This is a genomic window from Vibrio sp. VGrn 2 (assembly GCF_009361695.1).
In the GTDB taxonomy this organism is placed as follows: domain Bacteria; phylum Pseudomonadota; class Gammaproteobacteria; order Enterobacterales; family Vibrionaceae; genus Vibrio; species Vibrio diabolicus.
Genome location: NZ_RBWD01000008.1, coordinates 178,341 through 202,966 on the forward strand (window position 1 = coordinate 178,341; position 24,626 = coordinate 202,966).

18 protein-coding genes are annotated in these 24,626 nt (G+C 47.2%); 10 read left to right on the top strand and 8 right to left on the bottom strand.

The window, feature by feature from the left end:
* Position 1: 1 nt before the first annotated feature.
* Both D8S93_RS14970 and D8S93_RS14980 read right to left on the bottom strand, forming a co-directional pair.
* Positions 2–445: a PTS sugar transporter subunit IIA gene (locus D8S93_RS14970; RefSeq protein ID WP_005391226.1), complete on the bottom strand. Its 444-nt coding sequence runs from the start codon at positions 443–445 to the stop codon at positions 2–4.
* Positions 446–877: 432 nt separating this feature from the next.
* The gene (locus tag D8S93_RS14980) at positions 878–2,635 is read right to left on the bottom strand and encodes an SgrR family transcriptional regulator (RefSeq protein WP_319803009.1); all 1,758 of its coding nucleotides are present in this window, start codon (positions 2,633–2,635) and stop codon (positions 878–880) included.
* A 394-nt stretch (positions 2,636–3,029) separates the two neighbouring features.
* Here D8S93_RS14980 and D8S93_RS14985 point away from each other — a divergent pair, with 394 nt between their 5' ends.
* Together D8S93_RS14985 and arsB are read left to right on the top strand one after the other, a co-directional pair.
* Entirely contained in the window at positions 3,030–3,371 is a 342-nt protein-coding gene (locus D8S93_RS14985; RefSeq protein WP_005391232.1) for an ArsR/SmtB family transcription factor, read from the top strand.
* A gap of 84 nt (positions 3,372–3,455) precedes the next feature.
* Positions 3,456–4,511 carry an ACR3 family arsenite efflux transporter gene (arsB, locus tag D8S93_RS14990; protein ID WP_005391233.1) on the top strand — a complete coding sequence of 352 codons (1,056 nt, stop codon included), beginning with the start codon at positions 3,456–3,458 and terminating at the stop codon, positions 4,509–4,511.
* Between the two features lie 43 nt (positions 4,512–4,554).
* Here the strand turns inward: arsB and D8S93_RS14995 are convergent, their stop codons facing one another.
* Complete coding sequence (locus D8S93_RS14995; protein ID WP_046873725.1) at positions 4,555–5,334, bottom strand: helix-turn-helix transcriptional regulator; 780 nt, start codon at positions 5,332–5,334, stop codon at positions 4,555–4,557.
* Positions 5,335–5,355: 21 nt separating this feature from the next.
* On the bottom strand, positions 5,356–5,889 hold the full coding sequence (locus D8S93_RS15000) for a YbhB/YbcL family Raf kinase inhibitor-like protein (RefSeq protein WP_005391235.1): 534 nt from the start codon (positions 5,887–5,889) through the stop codon (positions 5,356–5,358).
* 188 nt (positions 5,890–6,077) lie between these two features.
* Here D8S93_RS15000 and D8S93_RS15005 point away from each other — a divergent pair, with 188 nt between their 5' ends.
* On the top strand, positions 6,078–6,869 hold the full coding sequence (locus D8S93_RS15005; protein ID WP_152814004.1) for a PhzF family phenazine biosynthesis protein: 792 nt from the start codon (positions 6,078–6,080) through the stop codon (positions 6,867–6,869).
* Positions 6,870–6,961: 92 nt separating this feature from the next.
* Here D8S93_RS15005 and D8S93_RS15010 read toward each other — a convergent pair whose 3' ends face one another.
* Positions 6,962–7,990 (bottom strand): lactonase family protein, encoded by a 1,029-nt coding sequence (locus tag D8S93_RS15010; protein WP_152814005.1) that lies wholly within the window; start codon positions 7,988–7,990, stop codon positions 6,962–6,964.
* 406 nt (positions 7,991–8,396) lie between these two features.
* Here D8S93_RS15010 and D8S93_RS15015 point away from each other — a divergent pair, with 406 nt between their 5' ends.
* Genes D8S93_RS15015 through D8S93_RS15025 form a run of 3 tightly spaced genes read left to right on the top strand, consistent with a single transcriptional unit; the run spans position 8,397 to position 11,372 of the window.
* Positions 8,397–9,344 (top strand): HlyD family secretion protein, encoded by a 948-nt coding sequence (locus D8S93_RS15015; RefSeq protein WP_025442935.1) that lies wholly within the window; start codon positions 8,397–8,399, stop codon positions 9,342–9,344.
* A gap of 4 nt (positions 9,345–9,348) precedes the next feature.
* A complete protein-coding gene (locus D8S93_RS15020) occupies positions 9,349–10,275 on the top strand; it encodes an ABC transporter ATP-binding protein (RefSeq protein WP_047725664.1) in 927 nt (308 codons plus the stop codon).
* Positions 10,275–11,372: an ABC transporter permease gene (locus D8S93_RS15025; protein WP_005498311.1), complete on the top strand. Its 1,098-nt coding sequence runs from the start codon at positions 10,275–10,277 to the stop codon at positions 11,370–11,372. The genes D8S93_RS15020 and D8S93_RS15025 overlap by 1 nt, the downstream gene beginning before the upstream one ends.
* A 109-nt stretch (positions 11,373–11,481) precedes the next feature.
* On the opposite strand, the gene D8S93_RS15030 is transcribed toward D8S93_RS15025, so the two are convergent.
* The 3 genes from D8S93_RS15030 to fdhF all read right to left on the bottom strand — a co-directional run bounded on the left by D8S93_RS15030 (position 11,482) and on the right by fdhF (position 17,327).
* The gene (locus D8S93_RS15030) at positions 11,482–11,853 is read right to left on the bottom strand and encodes a hypothetical protein (RefSeq protein ID WP_152814006.1); all 372 of its coding nucleotides are present in this window, start codon (positions 11,851–11,853) and stop codon (positions 11,482–11,484) included.
* A 176-nt stretch (positions 11,854–12,029) separates the two neighbouring features.
* Positions 12,030–12,971: an endonuclease/exonuclease/phosphatase family protein gene (locus D8S93_RS15035; protein ID WP_319803010.1), complete on the bottom strand. Its 942-nt coding sequence runs from the start codon at positions 12,969–12,971 to the stop codon at positions 12,030–12,032.
* 87 nt (positions 12,972–13,058) lie between these two features.
* Positions 13,059–17,327: a formate dehydrogenase subunit alpha gene (fdhF, locus tag D8S93_RS15040; protein WP_152814007.1), complete on the bottom strand. Its 4,269-nt coding sequence runs from the start codon at positions 17,325–17,327 to the stop codon at positions 13,059–13,061.
* 244 nt (positions 17,328–17,571) lie between these two features.
* Here fdhF and D8S93_RS15045 point away from each other — a divergent pair, with 244 nt between their 5' ends.
* From D8S93_RS15045 to D8S93_RS15065, 4 genes are all read left to right on the top strand, one after another.
* Positions 17,572–17,991, top strand: coding sequence for a hypothetical protein (locus tag D8S93_RS15045; RefSeq protein WP_005391253.1), 420 nt, complete (start codon positions 17,572–17,574; stop codon positions 17,989–17,991).
* A gap of 218 nt (positions 17,992–18,209) precedes the next feature.
* A complete protein-coding gene (locus D8S93_RS15055; protein ID WP_193621619.1) occupies positions 18,210–19,616 on the top strand; it encodes a TolC family protein in 1,407 nt (468 codons plus the stop codon).
* Between the two features lie 102 nt (positions 19,617–19,718).
* The gene (locus D8S93_RS15060) at positions 19,719–21,434 is read left to right on the top strand and encodes an efflux RND transporter periplasmic adaptor subunit (protein ID WP_152814008.1); all 1,716 of its coding nucleotides are present in this window, start codon (positions 19,719–19,721) and stop codon (positions 21,432–21,434) included.
* 2 nt (positions 21,435–21,436) lie between these two features.
* A complete protein-coding gene (locus D8S93_RS15065) occupies positions 21,437–24,577 on the top strand; it encodes an efflux RND transporter permease subunit (protein WP_006742108.1) in 3,141 nt (1,046 codons plus the stop codon).
* The last annotated feature ends 49 nt before the right edge of the window (positions 24,578–24,626 follow it).

Consider the following 24,626-nt stretch of genomic DNA (forward strand, 5'->3'; position numbering starts at 1 on the left):
TTTAGTATGCTTTTATTATGTCTAGCACTTGTTCTTTGGAAGAGGCTTGTGCCAGTTTTGCAATGTTCTCTTCATCCACAAACATCTCGCTCAACGCTTGAATCACCTCAATGTGGGTATCAGAGTCTTTCGCAGCTAAGGTAATAAGAATATTGGCCGGACCGAGATCCGATCCAAAATCAACAGGTGACGGGAAAATATGAATGCCTAAGCCTGTTTTTAAAACACCAGTTTCAGGTCGGGCATGAGGCATTGCCAATCCAGGGCATAACACATAGTAAGGACCGTTTTCTTCCGTTGAACGGATGATCGCATCAGCATAATGCTGGGAGACGTAACCTTTATTTTCTAGGTATTGAGTGGTCTTTTTAACCGCATCTTGCCATTGGTAAGCGCGATCATTAATTACATCTACTAGTTCGTGGTCGATTAACTCGTACAACATATTTAACCCTATCAACAGTTCGTCATCTGATGGGTTAATTATCAATAACAGAGTCCCAACCGTGCAACCGAGCTACTTTTGCGCTTCGAGTCACACTTTAAAGCCTGTCAATTTGTTTAAATGGACAGAGCTCAAAAATCCCACACGTAAAAAATCTACAAATTTTATTTGAGCAACAAGTCAATAGACGAATTTTGAATACAATCACCTTCTCGAAAATATTCTTAAAGTTACATTATTTAAATCAGATCACATTAGACCTATTGACTCGATATAATTCGTGATTAATTTCAAAGTTCATTTCGGGCTGTTTCTTGATCACTCGCGCTCAAACGTAGATAAGCATCACACTTGTTGGCTAGAAAAAATAAAAACGTCACTGGCTTTCACCAACTTGCAAACACAAAAAAACCGCCATTCAGGCGGTTTTGATCAGTCCGCAGACCAAACGGATCGTATGTCTGGCCATCCCCAGTTTGTGAGTGCGACATCTTCCAAGACCCCTTGAAAACGTAGCGTCTGAGTATGGTGAAACATCGGTGCAATCCAATATTCGCTAATCAAAGTGGACGCAATCGGCTCTAACGCGCTCAGGTAATCTTCAAGCGGTGAGAATGCACGGACATTCTCCATTTGAGCATCCAACCACGCCGCATTTTGCGCCCCTAAAGTGTGGTAAAGCACAGCATTGCTAAAGAAGTTGCTAAACGCAGACGCATGACGGTTATCGTCCAAGTTGATATTGGTGACAACCAGAGTCTCATCAAGCGTGCCGTTTTTGGCTTTCTCGCTCAGTTCTCGGTAGGAGTACATAACGATCTCGACTCGGCTGCCCGCATGTTTTAGACGCGAAGAAATCGCTCGTGCACACCGGCGTAGTGCCGTGTAATTGTACCCTGCGATGGTGATCAGCTCTGGCAACTTGACCGCTTCTCCAAATGGACGCAACACCGGTTTCCAGTTAGGCAATAAGTTATAAGCAGGTATGCTCCCAAATATAATGTTTTCATTACGCATCACTTCAGCTAGCTGTTCAGGTTGAATCAATTCACTGATGTATCGGCGCTGGGCCTGAGACAAAGCGTGCTTTGCATGATGGTTAAACAGTGCGAACAAACAACCGTCTTCCGTTCGACTGCGTTTACTCGCTGGTGATACTTCACTGTTTGGCGTCGACATATAGTGGCTGCACATGTCATCAGCAGAATCAGGTTCTGGTTGCAATGTGTTTGCGGCAAGCGATGGATTTTCCATCTGTTCATCGTTGACGATCCATATCGTCACAAAATCCGTTAATACTCGACACGCGTAATAGCCATCAAACGCTTGCAGTTTCAAACGGTTTTCACTGTGCTCAACGACGGAAAATGGACCACTCCCCACCACCAACCTGTTGTTAGCAACGTTCACCTGACTCACGGGCTGAATGCCATATTTCACGCCAGAAATAAGTCCAGCAAAACCCAAGTCAGGTCGGTTAAGCTTAAAAACAACCTTCAATGGATTAAGTGCCGTAATGTTGGCAACATGCGCCAGCTCTTTTTCGTAGTATTCCAAAGAGCTTAATTTGGCGAACAAGCTGACAACCGTTTCAGCATCAATTGGGTTGCCATTATGAAAAGTCAGACCCGGACGAAGATAAAATGTCCATTCGTACAAGCTGTCATCATAACGCCAATGATGAGCCAGCTCTGGCTGCACCTGCCCGTTGTAATCGCTCGAAACCAAACAACAATAAATTTGGCGAAGCAAAAAACGTTCACTACTTCGCTGCAGTTGATGCGGAACCACACGCTCGAACATACGTTTGTAGGTCAGTTGAATGTTGAGCTGACCTTCTTGAACCGATGCGCCTGACGTTGTTTTCAATAAACGTCCAAACGCAACTTCATCCTCATCTAATATCACGAGCGCTTTCTCATACTTACCTCGCTTAATACGCGCGAGAGCTAAGCTTTCTTTTAAAGCCTCTAACTCGATATTGAGTACGAGGGTCGAACGCTGATTTCTTCCTGCTTTCGGATACCAACTCAACCACATTTTATCCTGCATTTGCGACAACAGGCTGCGCGCATGCCGAGGAGAGGTAAACAATAAATCGGCGATTTCTTGCAGCGTGGTTTTTGCTTCATTACCAACACCAAAAGAGAGCAAGCGTTGGTAATAACGAAATAAGTTGAGATCAGACACCGCACGCACCTTAACTTTAGGAGGCCATTCAATAGACGTATTTTACTGAACTTGGCGGCAATAAAATAAGAAAACTTCCAAACACTTTGTTCCCCTTTTACTAACATTTCGTGCCTATATTGTAGGAAAACCCCACCAATTCGGTCTTATCAGGAATAAAGCGAAGAAATCTACTCTCTTTTTTGCCTCCCCTTTTTTCACCATACTGATTTGGCGAGCAGGAAATATAGAGAATTGCTCATAACCTAACCCCCAAGCAGAACTTAGCTCCTGATACCACACCCCCAATTCGTCGTATCTTTAAGTTCTGCTTTTTTACTGCCAACAGTTGCGCCTTAGAAAAAGCACACGTACACTTAATCGTAATTCGACGATTAACTATAAAGGTCTGCTCATGAGCAACAAATGCAGCGAAACATGCGAAATTGCTTTTGAAGCCACGCAAAAACAACTGGATAAAGAGCAAGCACTCGCAGCTCAAGCAAAAGCGCTGTCTCATCCTGCTCGCTTACGCATTCTGCATATTCTTCACACTTTAGACACTATGGGCGGCTGCTTAAATAGCGATTTAGTCTCTGAGTTAGGTTTAGCGCAATCGACCGTATCAGAACACTTACGTATTCTAAAACAGGCAGGGTTTATCAGTGCAGAACCTAACCCGCCAAAGGTTTGTTACCGCATTCAACGTGAAAAACTGAACGCGTTTAACGCTCAATTTTCCGGTTTATTTAGCTAAGACACGTTGCGCGCTTTCCATGCGCGCAAAGATAAACTATAACCTTATATATCGCCTTTCGACGATAAACGAATAGAGACCACTATGACGACTGAAGTTTTAAATAGTGCCAGCGAAAAAATGAGCTTTCTTGACCGCTACTTAACGGTTTGGATCTTTGTCGCAATGGCCATCGGCGTGGGGATAGGCGCAGCCTACCCGCAAGTAGCAGAATGGAACGAAGCAATGTCCGTTGGTAGTACGAACGTACCACTCGCCATTGGTTTGATTTTGATGATGTACCCACCACTCGCCAAGGTGAACTACGGTCTATTAGGAACGGTAACGAGAGATAAAAAAGCCATCACGCTGTCTCTGGTTATGAACTGGATCATCGGCCCAATCCTGATGTTCGTTCTTGCTTTAACCTTTCTTGGTGATCATCCAGGTTACATGGTCGGTATTATTTTGATTGGCCTTGCACGCTGCATCGCTATGGTTTTAGTGTGGAATGATATTGGCGGCGGCAACAAAGAATATGGCGCGGCCTTGGTGGCATTAAATAGCGCATTTCAAATTCTGACTTACAGCGTTATGGCTTGGCTATTCATCACCGTACTTCCACCGTTCTTTGGCTATGAAGGTTTTGTGGTTGATATTTCCATGGGAGACATTGCGGAAAGCGTATTGATTTACTTAGGTATTCCGTTCCTCGCTGGTTTTCTCAGTCGTAAATGGTTAGTCGCTGCAAAGGGTGAGAAGTGGTACAACGATGTGTTTATTCCTCGAATTTCACCCATTACTTTGATCGCTTTGCTCGCCACCATCGTGCTGATGTTCAGCCTCAAAGGAGAGATGATTTTACAGCTACCAATGGATGTGTTCCGCGTGGCAGTCCCACTAGCGATCTACTTCGTATTGATGTTTTTTACCAGCTTCTTTATCGGGAAGAGAATGGGCATCCCCTACGATAAAAATGCCTCCATCGCTTTTACGGCGACGGGCAACAACTTCGAGCTGGCGATCGCGGTTTCCATTGCTGTATTTGGCCTGAACTCCGATCAAGCATTCGCTGGCGTGATTGGTCCGCTAATCGAGGTTCCTGTTCTGATTGCTTTGGTTAACGTCGCACTGAGGATGAAAACCAAATACCAGAGCTAAAATTGGAAACATAAAAGATCGAGCCAAACAGCAATATTAAGTACTAACTGACGACAGTTTTTATGTACTCGCTGGGCGTTAAACCAAACTTCCCTTTAAATCGTTGGCTAAAACGCCCTTCCGATTGATAGCCACACAACTGCGCGAGTAACGCAACGTTGTATGAACCATTTTGCATCAGGTAGAGTGCGTGATTTAAGCGCACTTCTGCCAGCACTTCGCGATACTGAGTGCCCTCTTGTTTGAGTTTGCGTATCAACGTTGCTCGGCTCATAGCAAAGCGCTCAGCAACAAATTCCAAAGGGTGGTCATCGCCCGGAGAGCGTGACAGATAGCGGCTGAGTTTCTGACTGAACGAGGTATTGGAACTCGAGAAAAGTCGATGCAATAGTCCTCGCTCTGCTAACTGCTGATACAACCCCATCATCCAATAACGTTGCGTCGCTTCACTTAAACTTTCCCGTTCAAAAGAAAACAAGGCATTTAATGTCGCTTGCAGTGCTTTATCTGTCTCCACCGCTGGGACGTAATTTCCCAATGCATTACTCATACTCAGCTCTAACATTTCATCGCTAGGTACGCAGTGAAAACTGAACATTCGTGAGAGAAAACGCCCTTGTTGAGGAAGGTTTTCAAAATTCAGCGAAGCGTTTGCTTCACAAAGCATGATGTTAGGATGAAGAATATCAAACGCTTCGTCTTTCCAAAACAGACGCTTACTCCCTTTAATGATCTGGATAATACTCGGGGAGTGAATCCTGACGTTACGCAGCTTTTGCTGCTGCTCCGCACGAAACAGCGTCACTTGATATTGATGCCCCATCTTCTCCCCTTAAGCATTTAATTATCGCGTGTAAGTCGCGGTTAACTTCGCGTTGTCCAATGCGACACTATTCAGCGTAAATCCCACAACCGCCGCTGGCGTGTTCTCATCCAAGTTCAACTTATCACTCGGCAGCGCCCAAACGGTAAACTGGTAGCGGTGCATACCATCTTTTTCTGGAGGACATGCGCCGCCAAAACCAGTAGTACCGTAATCGATACGAGACTCCTTACCGCCGAGCTTGCTGATATCAACGCCACGAGGCAGCTCGTTAACTGAGGCTGGAATATCAAACGCTATCCAATGCCAAAAACCACTGCCTGTTGGTGCATCAGGATCGTACGCGGTAATCGCAAAACTTTTTGTACCCTTTGGAACGTCTTTCCACATCAGTTGTGGAGACTGGTTCGCACCATCACATCCCCAACCTGAATATTCAAATGTCTTCGCCATTGGATGACCTTCTTGAATATCTTTGCTCGTTAGTTCAAAAGCATGGGCAGAGCCGATAACTAAAACGCTAAGGGCCAAAACAGACTTGTGAATCGCTTTCATGTGTTTATTCCTTTCAATGAGTTCAATTCAAGTCTATTCATCAACCCAAGCCAAGATACATCAATAAGTATCACAAAATATAAAACCATCGTCTATTTTGATACTTTAAGATTCAAACATAAATTTCTTATTCTCTGAGTTGCATCTGGTTTATGCTAACCAACCGCTCAGAGAACAAGGAAGACAAAATGGAACTGGATATCTACGTCGTTGACGCATTTACAGACAGGCAATTTAAAGGCAACTCAGCCGCAGTCGTACCCTTGCAAGAATGGTTAGAACCAGAGCGAATGCAAAACATTGCAGCGGAAAACAACCTCTCTGAAACCGCGTTTGTTAAAGCGATTGGTACGAATCAATATGAAGTACGCTGGTTTTCGCCACTCACAGAAATCGACTTTTGTGGACACGCAACGCTCGCCGCTTCCATGGTGTTGTTCGACCAACTCGGCGTTACAGGAAGTATTGAGTTTCACACATTAAAAGTGGGCACCTTAACCGTAATTAAGAACGCACTTGGCAAGATTGAAATGACATTTCCGACAAGAGCACCACACCCCGTCAACGCCGTTCCTACGCAATTAATTGAGGGATTAAACTGCGAAGTAACACACGTACTGCTTAGCCCGCAAGCTTACTTCGTCATCGTGGAAGATGAGCAAACCGTTTTCGATGTTCAATATCGATCCGACCAACTGAAACAACTCGCCCCTTACGATGTCGTCGTCACATCAAAAGGCAGTCAATACGACTTTGTATCTCGCTACTTTTGGCCAGCAAACGGCGGAGATGAAGACCCTGTCACAGGATCAATCCACGCAGGCTTAGCACCATATTGGGCGCAAGAGCTCGGCAAAGCATCTTTAGTGGCGTATCAAGCATCAGCACGTGGTGGCATTCTGTACTGCGAAGTCAAGGAGGATTGCGTCAATGTATCTGGTGATGGTGTGTTGTATATGAAAGGCAAAATTTACGTCTAACTGTACGTTGAAGATTGGCGTTAACTGTTTTTATCCTGAAAGCCTAGCCGCCCGCTAGGCTTTTCTATTTCCTGTTGTTTCAGCGTTAATCGTTACAAAGGTTGTTCGACAATACACACAGGAGAGCCTATCTCACAGTCATAACCCGTTGAGGTAATTTCACCCGTCTGAGGATTGCGACGAAAGCTCACCACATTGTTGGAATGTTGATTGGCAACCAGCAACCACTTTTGATCACGAGACAACACAAAATCTCGTGGAAAAGCCCCTTCACAGTGAATGGCTGCTCGCCTTTTTGGCGTATCGCCAGACACATCAAACACACTGATTTTGTTCTGAGCTCGGCAAGAGACATACAAAAACGTTTCATCTAACGAAAGACGAATCGCCGCCGCCGCTTGCTGATTATCTTCCCCTTCTAATAATTCTGTTTGATTCGAGATAAGCCATTTATCTTGGTGCTTAACCAGAACAATCAAGGTTTCTGACAGTTCGCAAGCCACATACGCTGTCGACTCTTGTTGGTTAAACACCACATGGCGCGGTCCCGAACCTGCGGGTAAATGAATCACTTGCGACAGTGAAAAATCCGACTGTTGAGCCTCGTAATCATAAATAAGGACGCTATCGCTGCCTAAGTCTACGACAACCAATTGATCACTGTGCTTTAAAAACGTGACTTGATGAGCGTGAGGAGAAGTTTGGCGCTCTAAATTCGGCCCGCATCCATCAACGTATAAATCCGTCAACAAACCAAGCGGTTTACCATCGCGATCCAATTGAAATACGCTAACATTTCCAGAGCCATAATTAGCAACCGCCAACAACGGTTCTTTGATATCCAAATGACACGGATAATCGCCATTAATCGGCAAAGAGACGGATTCACTACCGCGAAAAAACGCGAGCTCTGCACCTTCATTTCTATCCATTTCGCTAAACGTATACAGCCCGTGTTCGGTGATCGTGAGATAGGACGGATTACGTTGAACAGCAACATCGTCAAGCCGAGTCAGTTCACCCGTTTCAGTGTTCAGCGATACACGCGCAATGCCCGTGCTCGTACTCGGTGGGTTGGTGTAAGTGCCAATATAAAAATGCACGTGACCAGTTGTTGTCATGGATGGCCTTATATGAGTGATTCGTATTATTCAACACCTTGCCTATTGTCATGGCCGACCGCAATCCATTTTACGAATCAACCACTTAAAATGTGAAGTGATTTCTAATTCAGAATCAATTGACAACTTGCAGCCTCAACTAGCCTAGTGTTTATCGCTGGGCATTTAATTTTACTTATCAGGAAAAACCTGACCTCGTTCAAGGTTTTTTCATTCCACCTCGCGACAAGCTTGTTCCAACGCTAAGCCTCTCTATTTAAAAAGAATCGCTTGTAGATAAAATGCTAAGCTCTAAAAAGAAATCGTTATGGATGGCAGTTAGCGACGGGTTGGCAGGCTCAATCAACACGCTCCCGTTCACAAGTTATCTATTCATGCATTACTTCTTCAAAGGAAGCACCGCACTATGAAGCGAATCATTTTTGGCACATTGGTTATTGCCCTTTTAAGCGCCTGTTCAAAAGATAACACGCACCAAGCGCTTGGCACTTTAGAACGTGACCGCGTAACGTTTACTGCCACATCTAATGAGATAATTAGAGCCCTTCCTGTCAAAGAAGGCAGCTTGGTCAGTGAAGGGGAAGTGTTGGTTCAGCTCGATACCAAGAATCAACAAGCCGTTCTTGCACACGCCGTTGCCGAGCAAGCCAAAGCGGGAGCGTATTTGCTTAAATTGACCAATGGTGAACGTCCAGAAGACATTGCTGCCGCATCGGCACGCGTAGCCCGAGCGGAAGCGCAGCTCACCGAAGCGCAGAAAAACTATCAACGCAAAGCAGAACTGGTGCGTAAAAAGCTCATCAGCCAATCCGAAAAAGATTCCGCTCTTGCGGCAAGGGACTCTGCGAGAGCGGAATTAGACTCAGCAAAAGAAGAGTTCAGTAAGCTCACCGCAGGTTCTCGCCTAGAAGACATCGAACAAGCTAAAGCCGCTTTAATGGCGGCAAAAGCCGAAGTGGCGTTGCAAGAGCAAAAACTGGCAGAACTCACCATCACGGCCACGCGTGACGGTACGCTCGATAATTTGCCTTACAACCTTGGCGAACGCGTACCAGTGAACGGTGTGGTTGCCGTGATTCAAGCCAACCGCGTGCCGTATGCGCGAGTGTATGTTCCTGCCGATTATCGAATCGGGTTTATTCCTGGGAAAACCGTGACGGTAAATGTCGATGGCCTGGAGAGTCCATTACAAGGCACCGTTCGTTGGGTGGCTAGTGAGCCGTCATTCACGCCCTACTTCGCACTAACCGAAGAAGAACGTTCACGATTGATGTATCTAGCAGAAGTTGATTTACCTGAGTCTGCAAAAACGTTGCCGTCCGGTGTGCCTGCCCAAGTAGATTTGGTGGAGTAAGCCAATGACCGAGTATGCAATTCAAGCTCAAAATGTAGTCAAAAAGTTCGGCGACTTTACTGCTATCAATAACATCACACTCAACGTGCCCAAAGGCAGCATTTACGGATTTTTGGGGCCAAATGGTTGCGGCAAGTCGACCACCATCCGTGTGCTCACCGGCCTTCTCAGCCCAAGCGAAGGCAGTGTGGATGTGCTTGGATTAGAAATCCCAAAGCAATCCGAACAACTGCGGCTCAAAATTGGTTACATGACACAAAAGTTCTCGTTGTACGATGACCTATCCGTTCAAGAAAACCTCGAATTTATTGGGCAAATTTTTGGTTTAAGCAGCAAGTCGCTGAAAGAGCGGATAGAAGAGCAGCTCACCACTTACGGGTTGGATCAATTGCGCAAACAGCGCGTAAGCGGCATGAGTGGTGGTCAAAAGCAACGCCTTTCACTCGCCGCCGCGACCATGCATAAACCCGAACTGCTATTTTTGGATGAGCCGACATCCGCCGTTGACCCCGAAAATCGACGCGATTTTTGGGAGCAGTTGTTCGACTTGTGCGATCAAGGTACGACGATTTTGGTCACCACGCATTACATGGACGAAGCGGAACGCTGCCACCGTCTGGCGATCATGGAATCGGGCGAAATTCGTGCCGATGGCGAGCCCGAACAGTTAATGGAACAGATGGGCGTTAATATCATTGAGGTGAAAGCCGACAAACTTCGTGAACTCAAAGAAAAGCTGATTCAACGTGACGAAGTTCGCTCTGCGGCGCAGTTGGGGATTCGTTTACGCATCCTTATCCACCAGCATGTCGAGCAACCGATTGAATGGTTAAAGCAGACGTTTCCTGAACTTCAAAACACTGAAATGAACCACGCTCGCCCAAGCTTAGAAGATGTTTTTGTCAGCGTGACAGGGAAAGGCCGCCAATGATGAAACCTATCGCCCGCATGAAAGCCGTCATGATCAAAGAGATTCGCCAACTTTCCCGTGACCGAATCACATTTGGCATGGTGGTGATGATCCCGCTTATCCAGCTTTTGCTGTTCGGCTTCGCAATCAATACGGACATTCGCAACATTCCGGTAGGTGTTGTTGACCAAAGTGGCAGTACCGCCGGGCGGATCATTACCCAGTCCGTAAAAGTCACTCAAGTGGTGGATATCAAAGAAACCTATGCCACCGCGCAAGAGGCTGAACAAGCGATTCAAGATGGTATTGTGCGCGCAGTGCTGATTTTGCCAAGCGATCTCACACAACGCATGATGCAAGGTCGAGAGCTTGGGCAATGGATTGTGGATGGGTCAGATACCATGATCAGCTCGGCAATATTGTCGTTGCAAACCATGCCATTGACCGATTTTGATTTCGAGATTCGCCCAGCGCCAAGCAAAACATTCGAAGTCGCACTCTACTACAACCCAAGTCGGCGTTCTGCGGTCAACATCGTACCCGGCTTACTCGGGGTGATTCTCACCATGACGATGATTTTGTTCACCAGTGCCGCGATTGTGCGAGAACGTGAGCGGGGAAATTTGGAGCTATTGATCACCACGCCCATCCACTCGATAGAGCTAATGGTGGCGAAAATCGTGCCGTATATCTTTGTCGGCTTAATTCAGGTTTTCATCATTCTAGGGTTGGGACATTGGATTTTCGGCGTACCAATTAACGGTGCCATCAGCCAAATTCTGTTTGGAACCTTGTTGTTTATCGCCGCCAGCTTAACCTTAGGATTGGTCATATCCACCATCGCCACAACACAGCTTCAAGCGATGCAAATGACGGTGTTCATTCTTCTGCCTTCGATTCTGCTATCTGGGTTTATGTTCCCTTACGAGGGCATGCCTGTCGCAGCACAGTGGATTTCAGAAGCCCTGCCCGCCACTCACTTTATGCGCATGATTCGAGGCATAGTGTTGCGAGGCGCAGATCTAATGGACTTATGGCGAGATACCCTTTGGTTGCTTGGGTTTACCGTATTTGGATTGGTCGTCGCGTCACTGAGGTTTAAGAAATCGCTCGATTAAACTTGCCAATTGTTTCTCTTCCGCAGAAACAAAAATAGCCTCGACAATGAGGCTATTTTTGTTTGGATATTCAAATTTAGTTTTACCGGACTTAACTAAGCAACTCACCTTAATAATATTCGCCGTACGAGCAGTCTCGTAAGTCTGAAATACTGTAGTTTTTCAAAGAGTTGATTTTAAAGTTAAACACCACCTGTTTACAGACGACACCTTCACGATCGGTATAGGTAATAAAGCCTTCACTGTAAGCACGTTTGCCATCAGAAGACGTAACATCGGCCACGAGTTCTAAATGCCCTTTGTACGCCTCTACGCGATTCATCATCTCAAACACATCCATCCACTCTTCGCGATTTGCCATTTGTATCAACATGGATTTGGCCTGTGTTTCCAACTGCTGCGGATACACGTAATAACGGTTGTAACCAAAGTATGCGCACATCAGTAATAAAACGAGTGCAAATGAGGTTGTTCTTGTCATGCAAGCTGCCTCTTGTTGTTATAAAAATCCTGCTTCGTTAGTTCAGTATAGGAAGCGAGCAAAGTTTAGGTCATGGAACTTGCTCAAATAACAGAGAACAGTCAGAGAGAGTCAATTCTATGACAAGCTCAGCACAGGTTTAACTTATGCAACACAACAAATTCTAAGGGCTTGAACTATGGGATATGTACACCGATCTGGGTTATCACCATACGGTGATCTGAGCCTTGTGGTAAAGCAGAGGATTGTCGAGAGCAGATGATTCGCTGTCCTTGCTCAGATTTTAGCCACAAATGATCAATACCTATCATCATCGGCTCTGGCACGTTGATGCCTTTGATGTTAGTTGGCCAGCTCGTCACTGGCGCGGTTTGGAAACTCGGGAACAGCGCAGAAAAACGAGGGCTAACCGAGGAGAGATTGAAATCCCCCACAACCAACACCTCTGGCTCAGGATAAAGCGCGGTCAGCGTTTCTATGGTTCGCACCAACGCATTTCTTTGATGCCAAAGCTCGCTGGTTCTTGGTGACGGAGGATGAGCCGCAAACAAAGTGATCGGTGCTTGACCTTTAGGCAACCAAACCGCTCTGATGACTTCTTGTCCATTTGGCGCACGATAAACCGAAACCTCCGTGATGGGGTGTCGGCTAAGAATCATCAAATTTGAAGGGTATCCCACGTCACGTTGACCACCATAATAATGCGGATAGACATCATCCAACATGTGCAAAAGGCTGCCAACACGAGGCGTCAGTTCTTGCATTACAACCAGATCAGCAGGATGCCTCAACAGATAGTTGATGAACTGATTGATGTCTGAGTTTTCGTAAAAAAGATTGAATTGAATGACGCTCAAAGACTGCGAGCAAGACGCCACATGGCTGCGCTGCGGCGGAACAAGTAACAAGACAAACAAAATAGCGACAAAGGCAGAAAATGCACTTTGCAACCATCGGTGAGCGATAAAAAACGCCGAGGCTAAAACAACGTAAGTGAACACAATGAGGGCGGGAATCGAGGTAAGATTCTCCGCCCACCAAATATGTTCAATTTGCCTGACCGCCAGCCAAATAAGAGCGGGTAGGAGCAATATGATCCACTTAAAAACACTCGACACACGCACTGCTCGTTTCGCTATTACATATCATAAGCTTAAATGCAATTTCTCAACTCGCCAGTGCGTGAAGCGTTGATGTCGTTGATGTTAGACGTGGTGTACCGCCTCCTCGACAGGCTCTGGTTGAGCGGCCGTTTCACTGATTTCAATCTTCACCGCTGCGACTTTGAATTCAGGAATTTTCGCATGCGGGTCCGTTGCCGTAGTCGTCAAGCGGTTGACTGGCGATTCAACGAAATGGAACGGGATAAACACGACGCCTTTTTGCATTCGCTTGGTCACAAACGCATCAATTTCGATGCTGCCACGACGAGTCGACACTTTTAGGCGCTGACCATTATGGATACCAATTGCTTCGGCATCTTCAACACTGATCATCGCTCTTGGCCCAGCAAGGTTATCCAACCCTTTCGTTTTGCGCGTCATCGTACCGGTGTGGAACTGTTCTAGCACACGCCCTGTTGTAAGCACCAAAGGATACTCTTCATCAGGCAACTCCGCTGCATAACGGAACGGCACGCCCACCATTTGCCCTTTCCCTCGGGTAAATTGGGTTTGGTGCATGATACGAGTACCGTTTGGATTATTCTTGTTACTTGGCCATTGAACACCGTTCGGCGTGATCGCATCCCAACGCAACCCTGCATATTGCGGCGTTACTCGCGCGATCTCGCTAGTGATTTCAGAAACGCACTGGTAATGCCAATCGCTGCCCATTGCCTTTGCGATCGCTTGAATGATCCACCAATCTTCTTTCGCCTCACCCGGCGCTTTCACTGCCACATTAACGCGCTGCACGCGGCGCTCAGTATTGGTGAAGTGACCGGATTTTTCCGCAAATGAGCAAGAAGGCAATACCACATCGGCGTACTGCGCCGTCTCGGTGAGGAAGATGTCTTGCACGACCAAGAAGTCGAGTGCTTCCAACCCTTCAATCACGTGAGCTTGGTTTGGATCGCTCAGTACTGGGTTTTCGCCCATGATGTACATCCCACGAACTTCTCGTTTGCACGCCGCATCGATTATTTCCGTTAGGGTAAGCCCTTGCTCAGAAGGTAAGTTCGGCGCATCCCACTCAATCGCGAATTTCTGACGAACAATCGGGTTATACACTTTTTGGTATCCCGGATAACAGTTCGGCAATGCGCCCATATCACACGCACCTTGTACGTTTGATTGACCGCGCAGTGGGTTAATACCACCACCCTCAATACCGATGTTGCCACACAACAATTGCAGGTTTGCAATCGAACGAACGTTGTCGTGCCCTGTCGTATGCTGGGTAATACCCATTGAGTAATACACCGCCGTGCGTTTTGCCGTACCGATCATTCGCGCCATCGCGAAAATATCGTCCGCTTTTACGCCCGTTACTAACTCAACTTTATCGAGGTTGTACGCTGGCGACATCACCTCTTGAAGCAAGGTATCAAAGCCGTCGACGCGCTCTTCGATGTATTCTTGATCGTACCAACCATTTTTGATGATTTGCTGCATCACGCCGTTGAGCAACATAACATCCGTACCCGGTCGATGCGCTAAGTACAGCTCTGCATGTTCGGCCATGTCCACTCGTTTCGGGTCTGCCACAATCAAGCGTGCCCCGTGATGACGAATCGCCTGTTTGATATGCGAAGCGATGATCGGGTGCGCAGATGTGGTGTCAGAACCGATAATAAAGATCACATCGGAATGCTTAATGCTCGGAATGTCGTTGGTCATCGCACCACTCCCCAGCGATGCTTCAAGCCCTGTCACACTTGATGCATGACACAAACGTGCGCAGTGATCAACGTTGTTCGTACCAAGTTCACGACGGATGAATTTTTGAAACGCGTAGTTATCTTCGTTAGTGGTTTTCGCTGAAGAGAATCCGGCCAATGCGTTGCTACCAAAATCTTGCTTGATGGTCGAAAGCTTCGAAGCCACTAGCTGAATCGCTTCGTCCCAACTTGCTGGCTGCAACCAACCATCTCTACGAATCAGTGGTGTCGTTAAACGCTCTTCGCTGCTAATGAAATCAAAACCAAAACGACCTTTTACGCACAGCATACCTTGGTTAACCGGCGAATCCGCCCCTTTTACATAGCGGATTTTGTTTTGTTGCTCATCGACAAACATGGTCAACTTACAACCCACACCGCAGTAGGTACAAATGGTATCGACGGCTTTTAGCTGTTCGGTTCTGCCTTGAGAGCGGTCACGGCTGTCCACCATCGCGCCCGTTGGACATGCCTGAACACACGCCCCACATTGCACGCATTTTGAATCGCCCATGAGCGTCAAACCGTTGCAACTTGCGCCTTTTTCATCGGAGCGGAATCGTGGACGATCATCTGGTCGTAAAGCTGGTCGGCCATTTTTATCGGACACAAAACTCAACACACCATGTACCGCTTGCTCACGGCATGCTTGAATACACTGACCACAACTAATGCAGCGGTTAGCATCAAATTCAATGAACTCAGAACTGCGGTCTACTTCGTATTTGTGACGAAGATCTTTCGCTCGCAAATCGAGCCAATCTTGATGACCAATCACGCTAGCAGAGGAAACGTCCACGGAAACATCGAAATGTTGCTCGGCATGATATTCCGTTGAGTAATCTCGCAAGGCACAGTCGGTATTCGCTTGGCAACCACACTCTAAGCAGCGCGCCGCTTCTTTCATGGCCTCTTCGTTATCAAAGCCCAGCTCCACTTCAGCAAAACTCTGCTCACGCTGCGCTGGGGTCAACTCTGGCATGATTGAACGAGCAACTTTTTGGATATTTTCGAAATGAAGTGGGTCAACCTGCGCCAGTTTTTTCTCTTTACGAGAGTTGAACGCAGGTTTCGGCATGTCCGCCATATCGCCATTGAGGAACAGATCAATCGCTTTTGCCGCAACTCGCCCATCGCCCACCGCTTCAACCGCTGTTGCAGGACCACGACGAAAATCACCGATACTGAAGATATTGCCCGTACCCGTGTGCATGGTTTGAGCATCGGATTCAGATGTGTTCCAACGCGTTAGAGGAATGGAGAGCTCATCGTTTTCTAAGAAGCTGAGATCCGGCTTTTGCGATACCGCTGCAATCACGGTATCAAATGCTTCAGTAAAGAACTCACCCGTTGGTTTCGGGCTACGACGACCAGACGCATCTGGCTCACCTAACGCCATTCGTTCTAATCGAATTTCCTTCACGCGGCCGTTTTCATCCGCAATGTTTTCCGCCGGATTCGTTAAGAAATGGAACTTCACACCCTCATGTTCAGCTTCGACGATTTCGTAGTCTTCGGCCGGCATTTCGTCGCGAGTTCGACGATAGATCAAAGTGGTATCGGCACCCGCACGACGCGCCGTACGCGCACAGTCGATCGCAGTGTTACCACCACCAATCACGGCAACTTTTTTGCCCGTAACGTAGTTTTGTTCTGTAACGTAATCTTTCAGATAATCAACACCGAGGTAGCAACCGTCCAAGTCGCTACCAGGATAATTCATTTCTACCGCTTGAGACGCCCCCACAGCCAAACAGACAGCATCGTAGTCTTCACTCAATTGAGACAGCGTGAAATCAACACCAAGCTTTTTGTTGGTTTCAACTTGCATGCCGTTGCGGCACATCAGTTCGATTTCTTTGTCTAGAATGTCTTTGGGTAGGCGATATTCAGGAATGCCGTAGCGTAGCCAACCGCCTGCTTTTGGCATGGACTCAAATACGGTGACGTCATAACCTTCATTCGACAAGTAATAACCTGCCGTTAAGCCACCGGGGCCACTACCAACAACGGCGATCTTGCGATGCTTCGCTGGTTTTTTCTCTGGGACATACGCTTCATGCGCCGCTAAATCTGCGTCTGCGGCATGGCGTTTGAGTTGGCGAATGGCAATCGGCTCATCCACCAAAGAACGGCGACACTCACTTTCGCAGAATGCCGGACACACACGCCCAATCGATAACGGCATTGGTAGTGTGCGTTTAATAACTTCAATCGCTTTTTGATGATCGTTTTGCGAGATATGGTAGAGATAAGATTGGATGTCTACCCCAGCAGGACACGCCGTTTTGCATGGAGCTTCACAGTCTGCGTAGTGGTCCGTCATGATTCGGTTGAGCGCTTTTCTGCGGTGCTCACTCAGTTGTTCTGATTGTGTGACGACATTGAGACCGCGGTACACTTTGAGATCACAGGCGCGCATAGTTCCGCCACTTTCCACTTCGACCACACACAAATCACACGGAATTTTCTCGTTACTTTTGTTCATTCCGCACAGTGAAGGGATTTCGACCCCGCACACTTTGGCTGCTTCCAGAAGGGTTAGCCCCTCTTCTACAATTCTATATTTTCCATCGATGACAATTTCTATCATACAACCCCCGAAGCAGGCACACTAAACCTTACATTCTATAAGGATAAACCCTACCATGGAAAGTTCGTGTGACAAAAAACTCACTAGCGAGATATTTCTTAGCGATTAATATGTCCAATTGACTTTAAGATGTAGAACTCATTATCTCGAAGTGGGGTCGGTATAATCCTTGACTTTACCCCTAGGGTAACCTTTATTATTTAGTGGTTACTCGATATATAAGCTCATTTTGACTGGAAACCGTATGCGTCTGAAATCATTGCATACAATTTGGCTAACGTTATGTACAACGCTGATACTGCTGGTATCTAGCGTGGTAAATAGTGCGCCTTTAATGAGCCTAAAAATGATGTCGAGTGATGCCATGATGTCTGCTCACATGACGGAAATGGCAAGCGAGAACGATCACTGCGGCTCCCCGAGTATGAGCATGGAGATGGCCTCATCGTTGAGCTCCGACTCTGCAGAGATTACCATGAGCTGTGTTGATGGCTCCGGTATGATCCACAATTGCTGTACAGCATCTTGCTCATTCGTTTTTGTCCCATTACCAGTCACTGACAGCCAGCTCTCCCCATTGGCTTGTCGCGCATCCATTGCCTCAGAAATTACCGCACCAGTGGTACAAGTCACCCATGATTTGTATCGGCCTCCGATAGTTTAATCCATACAAAGCATTCGACCCTGCATCGCTTTGCAGGCAGTTTCTTTGCGCCCAACTGATAGCGTGCTCACCTCAGCTATTCGCTCGTAACTCCATTTGTTACCTGCTATTTAGCGATAAAAAAGTGCGTCATCCGTTTGGCAAATACCAACGCTCTCCCGCTCGGTTCAATCGATCCCGAAACGCAAAAGAGCTTGGTATCAATTTGGATGTAAATTATGGAATTCAACCCAAATCGCTTAGTGGCACCAGTATGCTCACTGGCTCTGGTTGCCCTACCTGCTTTCAATGTGGTGGCACAATCGCCAGCCAATACGAAAGCACAACAAGAAGCGCAAGCTCAGTCAACCAATGAGCTAGCAAACCTCATTAGCGTTGCGTTGAGCAACGATGGCAACCGTAAGCAGTTCTATGCTCAATCGGAAGCGATGCGTGAAACAGGCGTAGCCAACGCAACCTTGATGGACCCGAAACTGAAAGTCGGTTTTGGCGGTTTGCCTGTCGATAGCTTCAAATTTGACGAGGATCCGATGACCAATATCTCCGTCGGTTTGATGCAACAGTTCGAACGTGGCTCGACGCTCGATCTTCAACAAAAGAAAGCCAATCAACAAGCCGATGGTTTGTCTCTGCAAGTTCACGCACGGGAGCTTGAAGTGGCAAACAGCATGACTCAGCTTTGGTTGGAGCTGGGCTATCAGCAGAAAGCAGAGCAAATTTTGCTAGAAAACCGTCGGCTAATGACGGAAATGGAAAACTTCATTCAAACCAATTACTCAATCGGCAAAAGCGAAGCGCAAGATTTATTGAATGCACAGCTTCAAGTGAGTAAGTTGGATGAAAAGCTGCAAGCCAACGCACAAATGCAGCGCCGTTTGGTCTCGCAACTCTCAGAATGGCTGGGCTCTGACTGGCTCAATACCTATACCCAAAACGGACGCTCAACACTTCAAGCCAGCAACACACTGACTTGGGCGTCATTAAACCAAAAGTTGTCTGCAAATAACGAAACGACCAAGCACTACCAACAGTTGAGTGAGCACCCGATGGTGAAAATGGCAGACGTAAGTATTTCTGCCAATGAAACTCAAGTGGACATTGCAGAGCAAGCTTACACGCCTCAATTCGGTGTGGAAGTGATGTACGCCTATCGTCAAGCCAACAATATGAAAGGCGAACCTGCATCGGATTTGGTGAGCGCGTATCTAACAATGGACATTCCCCTGTTCACTGGCAATCGCCAAGACCGCAACTTAGCCGCCGCTCAGTATCAAGTGGGGGCTGCTCGCTCACAAAAAGATACGTTACTGACTCAGATGAACGCGAAGGTCAACACATTGCTGGTTGATCGCGCCAACTTGAGTCAGCGTTTAGAGCGTTATCAATCCACCTTACTTCCCCAAGTTCAAGCTCGTATTCACGCGGTAGAAAGGGGTTATCAAAACAACACCGCACAGTTTAACGACGTGATCATGGCAAGCACAGACGAGCTGGCGCTAAAGCTCGAACAGCAACGTCTTATTACCGATTTAAACATCGTAAACAGCAACTTAGCGGCTTTATTGGGTGGTTTCGAATATCAAGTATCCGCACCCAACATCACGACTGAAGCAAGCGCGAACTAAAACAAAACATGAGAGAACCCAAGTTTGGGGACGATGGCGAATGCACACCAATAAACAATCAACATCGCTGTCATGCCTCATGGGGAAAATAAGGTATTAGGAATGAGTTCAAATTCAATCAAGATAGCAACCATCGCTCTGCTTGTTGGCGGGGCACTAGGGTTTGGCGTTAATCAGTACCTATCTGGTGCAAACCACGACATGAGTGGCTCAGGCGCTAACGCTGCAAGCAGCTCAAACGAGCCACTCTATTGGGTTGCTCCAATGGATCCAAATTATAAGCGCGACAAACCGGGCAAATCGCCAATGGGCATGGACTTGATCCCAGTGTACGCTGAAGATCTCGCGGGTGAACAAGACAAACCCGGCACGGTAAAAATTGACCCATCAGTTGAAAACAACTTAGGTGTAAAAACTGCTCAAGTCTCTTTAGAGCAACTTTCACCTCGGATTGAAACTGTCGGCTATATCGCGTTTGACGAAAGTCATTTGTGGCAAACCAACGTTCGCGTGGCCGGCTGGGTTGAAAAGCTTTACATCAATGCCGTGGGTGAAAAGGTCAAAAAAGGCGATGTGCTGTTCACGCTGTACTCGCCTGAGCTAGTCAAAGCACAAGAAGAGCTGCTGAACGCCTACCGAACTGGGCGTAATGGCCTGGTGAAAGGCGCGGCAGAACGTTTAGTGACACTGGGTGTTGATCGTTCTCAAATCAGAGCCATCACTCAACGCGGGAAAGCATCGCAAACTATTGAAATTAAAGCTCCGGAAGATGGCGTCATCGCGAGTTTGAACGTTCGTGAAGGTGGTTACCTATCCCCTGCTCAAGCGGTAATCAGCGCGGGCCCACTTGAAAACGTATGGGTGGATGCCGAAGTATTTGAGCGCCAAGCTCACTGGATGAAAGCAGGAAGTAGCGCCACTATGACGCTTGATGCTATTCCAGGCAATGAATGGAAAGGGGTTGTCGACTACGTATACCCTATTCTGGATCCTAAAACTCGTACCTTGCGTGTACGCCTCAAGTTCCCTAACCCGAATGGCGATCTTAAACCTAATATGTTTGCCAACATTGCCCTTCAACCAGTCACTGATAACGCAGTTATGACGATTCCTAAGTCTTCCGTTATTCGATCCGGCGGTATGACCCGAGTCGTGTTGTCTGAAGGCGATGGTAAATACCGCTCAACGCGCATCAAAGTTGGGCGTGAAGCCGACGACAAAATCGAGGTGCTACAAGGTCTGTCTCAAGATGATCGCATCGTAACCTCTGCACACTTTATGTTGGATTCGGAATCGAGCCAAACGGCTGATCTATCCCGTATTTCATCACCTACTGAAGCCAAAGTAGAAACAGTTTGGGCTAAGGGTGAAATCACCGATGTGATGAAAGATCACCGTATGTTGACCATTAATCATCAGCCCGTAGCAGAGTGGGATTGGCCGGGTATGGTCATGAACTTTACCCTCGCAGATGACGTTGATGTGGGCACTCTGCAAAAAGGCCAAGCTATCGAGTTTGAAATTCAGAAAACAGAGTCCGGTCAATATGAAGTCGTTGATTACAAAGCCGATGACAGCGTTGTCGTGACTGACGTATGGATTACCGGAGATATCAGCATGTTGATGGCGGATTTTGGGATGATAACTCTCAACCACCTCCCAGTTGCAGAATGGAACTGGAAGGCAGGAGAGATGAACTTCTCTGTGGGTGATGAAGTGGATCTATCCGGATTCAAAGAAGGTCAGAAAGTCCGATTTCTAGTTGAAAAACAAGGAGCTGACTACGTCTTGAAGCAACTTGAAGCGGTTGAGGGCTAACTATGATTGGAGCAATAATCCGCTGGTCGATCAAAAACCGTTTCATGGTTTTGATCGCAACCTTAGCGCTTGTTTTAACCGGACTTTACAGTGTAAAGAATACACCTGTAGACGCCATTCCGGATCTTTCTGATGTTCAGGTGATCATCAAAACAAGCTACCCAGGCCAAGCACCTCAAGTAGTTGAAGATCAAGTTACTTACCCGCTAACCACCGCCATGCTCGCCGTACCAGGAGCGGAAACCGTTCGTGGTTATTCATTCTTTGGTGACTCATATGTTTATATCATTTTTAACGATGATACCGACATGTATTGGGCACGTTCGCGCGTTTTAGAGTACCTAAGCCAAGTAGCACCTAAATTACCACCGAGTGCAAAACCGACATTAGGACCAGACGCAACGGGAGTGGGCTGGGTCTACAGCTATGTACTACAAGATAAAACTGGCAACCATGATCTTGCTGATCTGCGTAGTATGCAAGACTGGTTCTTGAAATATGAGCTGCAAACCGTCGATGGCGTCTCTGAAGTCGCAACCGTTGGCGGTATGGTGAAGCAATATCAAGTTCAGATTGACCCAGCTAAGCTACGTGCTTACAACCTGACACTGCAACAAGTGAACATGGCGATCCAAAACGGCAATCAGGAAACGGGTGCCTCTGTTGTTGAAGTAGCAGAAGCGGAACATATGGTTCGCACTACAGGTTACCTAACGAGTATTGAGGATATTGAATCACTCCCGCTCAAAGTGACAGAGAAAGGTACACCGCTCTTACTGGGCGACATTGCCGACATCAACTTAGGTCCGCAAATGCGTCGCGGCATCTCTGAGCTTAACGGCGAAGGTGAAGCGGTTGGTGGAGTAATTGTCATGCGATTCGGCGAAAACGCGAGTGAAGTCATCAGCAAAGTAAAAGACAAACTTGAAGATTTACAGCGCAGCTTACCGGATGGTGTAGAAATCGTGCCTACTTACGATCGCTCCACGCTGATTAACGCTGCCGTAGAAAACTTGTGGAAGAAATTGGCGGAAGAATTCATTGTCGTGGCGATTGTTTGTGCCCTCTTCCTATTTCACATCCGTTCGTCTTTGGTGATCGCTCTGAGCTTGCCCGTCGGTATTTTATCCGCGTTTATCGTCATGCATTCTCAAGGCATTAATGCCAACATCATGTCGCTCGGGGGGATTGCCATCGCCATCGGTGCTATGGTGGATGGTGCCATCGTAATGATAGAAAACGTCCACAAGCATATTGAACGAACGCCTCTCACGGATAAGAACCGCTGGCAAGTGATTGGCAAAGCCGCTGAAGAAGTGGGCGCGCCCCTGTTCTTCTCACTGCTTATCATCACGTTAAGCTTTGTGCCAGTATTTGCATTGGAAGGTCAAGAGGGCAAGATGTTCTCCCCTCTCGCCTTTACTAAAACTTATGCAATGGCCGCAGCGGCAGGTTTGGCAATTACCCTCGTACCTGTGCTCATGGGTTATTTCATCCGTGGCAACGTATTACCAGAGCATAAGAATCCAGTAAATAGAGGCTTAATTGCGCTGTATCGCCCGTTACTGAATACCAGCCTCAAGTATCCTAAGAGTATGATCGTTATCGCTTTAGGTCTAATGGCGTCAGCTTACTATCCAACCAGTCAACTGGGTAGCGAGTTCATCCCACCATTGGATGAAGGCGACTTGATGTACATGCCGACTACGTATCCGGGAATCTCGATTGGTAAAGCACGTGAACTAGTTCAGCAAACTAACAAACTGATCAAAACCGTACCGGAAGTCAAAACGGTTTGGGGCAAGATTGGCCGTGCAGAAACGGCTACCGACCCTGCGCCACTCACTATGATTGAAACTGTTATTCAGCTAAAACCTCACGATCAATGGCGTGAAGGCGTGACGACAGAGTCGTTACGCAAAGAGTTCGATGAACTGATTCAGTTCCCGGGACTCACCAACGCATGGGTAATGCCGATCAAAACGCGTATCGACATGCTTGCGACGGGCATTAAAACGCCAATTGGGATCAAAATCGCAGGCCCAGACCTGAAAGAGATCGAAAAAATTGGTGCTCAGCTGGAACCTATTCTTAATAGCGTTCATGGCACTTCATCTGTATATGCGGAACGTGTCGCGGGTGGCCGTTACGTAACGATTGATATCAAACGCCGCGCTGCTGCGAGATATGGCTTAAGCATCAAAGACGTTCAGCAAGTCATCTCAACCGCTGTTGGGGGTATGAATGTTGGAGAAACCATTGAAGGCTTGGAACGCTACCCGATTAACGTTCGCTACCCGCAAGATTACCGTGACTCGGTTGTTAAACTGCAAAACCTACCACTGGTAACCCCCAACGGCGCACGCATCGCACTCGCAGACGTGGCAGATATTCGTTATGAAGATGGTCCACCGATGATCAAAACCGAAAACGCGCGTCCAAACGGTTGGGTTTTCGTGGATATCGAAGGTCGTGACCTAGGCTCATACGTCGTGGAAGCACAACAAGTAGTAGCAGATCAACTTGAATTACCTGCGGGTTATTCGCTGGCTTGGTCAGGTCAGTACGAATACATGGAACGCGCCAAAGACCGCTTAAGTGTCGTAGTACCAATCACTATTGCGATCATCATGATGCTACTTTACTTCAGCTTTCGCCGTGTAGGTGAGGTGCTGATCATCATGCTGACGCTGCCTTTAGCAATGGTTGGTGGCTTATGGCTGATGCATTATCTGAACTACAACTTCTCTATTGCCGTGGGGGTTGGGTTTATCGCCCTCGCCGGCGTTGCGGTGGAGATAGGCGTCATCATGCTGGTGTATCTCAACCAAGCGTGGCACCACCGAAAACTGGATGCAGAAGAGAAACAACGACCGCTTCAAGCGCGAGATCTTACAGACGCAATTCGCGAAGGCGCTGGCTTGCGTGTGCGGCCTGTCATGATGACCGTATTAACGGTAATCATTGGTCTTATTCCAATCATGTACGGTGAGGGGACAGGCTCTGAAGTGATGCAACGCATCGCTGCACCGATGATTGGTGGCATGGCCTCTGCCCTGCTGTTAACACTGCTTGTGTTACCCGCCATCTTCAAGCTGTGGAAACAGCGTGAAGTGAAATCAACTCAACACCAAGACAAATAATAACGAGCGCCATTATTCAGAGAGTAATGGCGCGATAGCTCATTGATAG

Excerpts from the sequence above, each read along its gene's own strand:
- D8S93_RS15030 (WP_152814006.1), bottom strand. The coding sequence starts at position 11,853 with ATGACAAGAACAACCTCATTTGCACTCGTTTTATTACTGATGTGCGCA.
- D8S93_RS14970 (WP_005391226.1), bottom strand. The coding sequence starts at position 445 with ATGTTGTACGAGTTAATCGACCACGAACTAGTAGATGTAATTAATGAT.
- D8S93_RS15000 (WP_005391235.1), bottom strand. The coding sequence starts at position 5,889 with ATGAAAGCGATTCACAAGTCTGTTTTGGCCCTTAGCGTTTTAGTTATC.
- fdhF (WP_152814007.1), bottom strand. The coding sequence starts at position 17,327 with ATGATAGAAATTGTCATCGATGGAAAATATAGAATTGTAGAAGAGGGG.
- D8S93_RS15015 (WP_025442935.1), top strand. The coding sequence starts at position 8,397 with ATGAAGCGAATCATTTTTGGCACATTGGTTATTGCCCTTTTAAGCGCC.
- D8S93_RS15005 (WP_152814004.1), top strand. The coding sequence starts at position 6,078 with ATGGAACTGGATATCTACGTCGTTGACGCATTTACAGACAGGCAATTT.
- D8S93_RS14985 (WP_005391232.1), top strand. The coding sequence starts at position 3,030 with ATGAGCAACAAATGCAGCGAAACATGCGAAATTGCTTTTGAAGCCACG.
- arsB (WP_005391233.1), top strand. The coding sequence starts at position 3,456 with ATGACGACTGAAGTTTTAAATAGTGCCAGCGAAAAAATGAGCTTTCTT.
- D8S93_RS15065 (WP_006742108.1), top strand. The coding sequence starts at position 21,437 with ATGATTGGAGCAATAATCCGCTGGTCGATCAAAAACCGTTTCATGGTT.
- D8S93_RS15045 (WP_005391253.1), top strand. The coding sequence starts at position 17,572 with ATGCGTCTGAAATCATTGCATACAATTTGGCTAACGTTATGTACAACG.
- D8S93_RS14995 (WP_046873725.1), bottom strand. The coding sequence starts at position 5,334 with ATGGGGCATCAATATCAAGTGACGCTGTTTCGTGCGGAGCAGCAGCAA.
- D8S93_RS15025 (WP_005498311.1), top strand. The coding sequence starts at position 10,275 with ATGAAACCTATCGCCCGCATGAAAGCCGTCATGATCAAAGAGATTCGC.
- D8S93_RS15020 (WP_047725664.1), top strand. The coding sequence starts at position 9,349 with ATGACCGAGTATGCAATTCAAGCTCAAAATGTAGTCAAAAAGTTCGGC.
- D8S93_RS15055 (WP_193621619.1), top strand. The coding sequence starts at position 18,210 with ATGGAATTCAACCCAAATCGCTTAGTGGCACCAGTATGCTCACTGGCT.
- D8S93_RS15060 (WP_152814008.1), top strand. The coding sequence starts at position 19,719 with ATGAGTTCAAATTCAATCAAGATAGCAACCATCGCTCTGCTTGTTGGC.
- D8S93_RS15010 (WP_152814005.1), bottom strand. The coding sequence starts at position 7,990 with ATGACAACAACTGGTCACGTGCATTTTTATATTGGCACTTACACCAAC.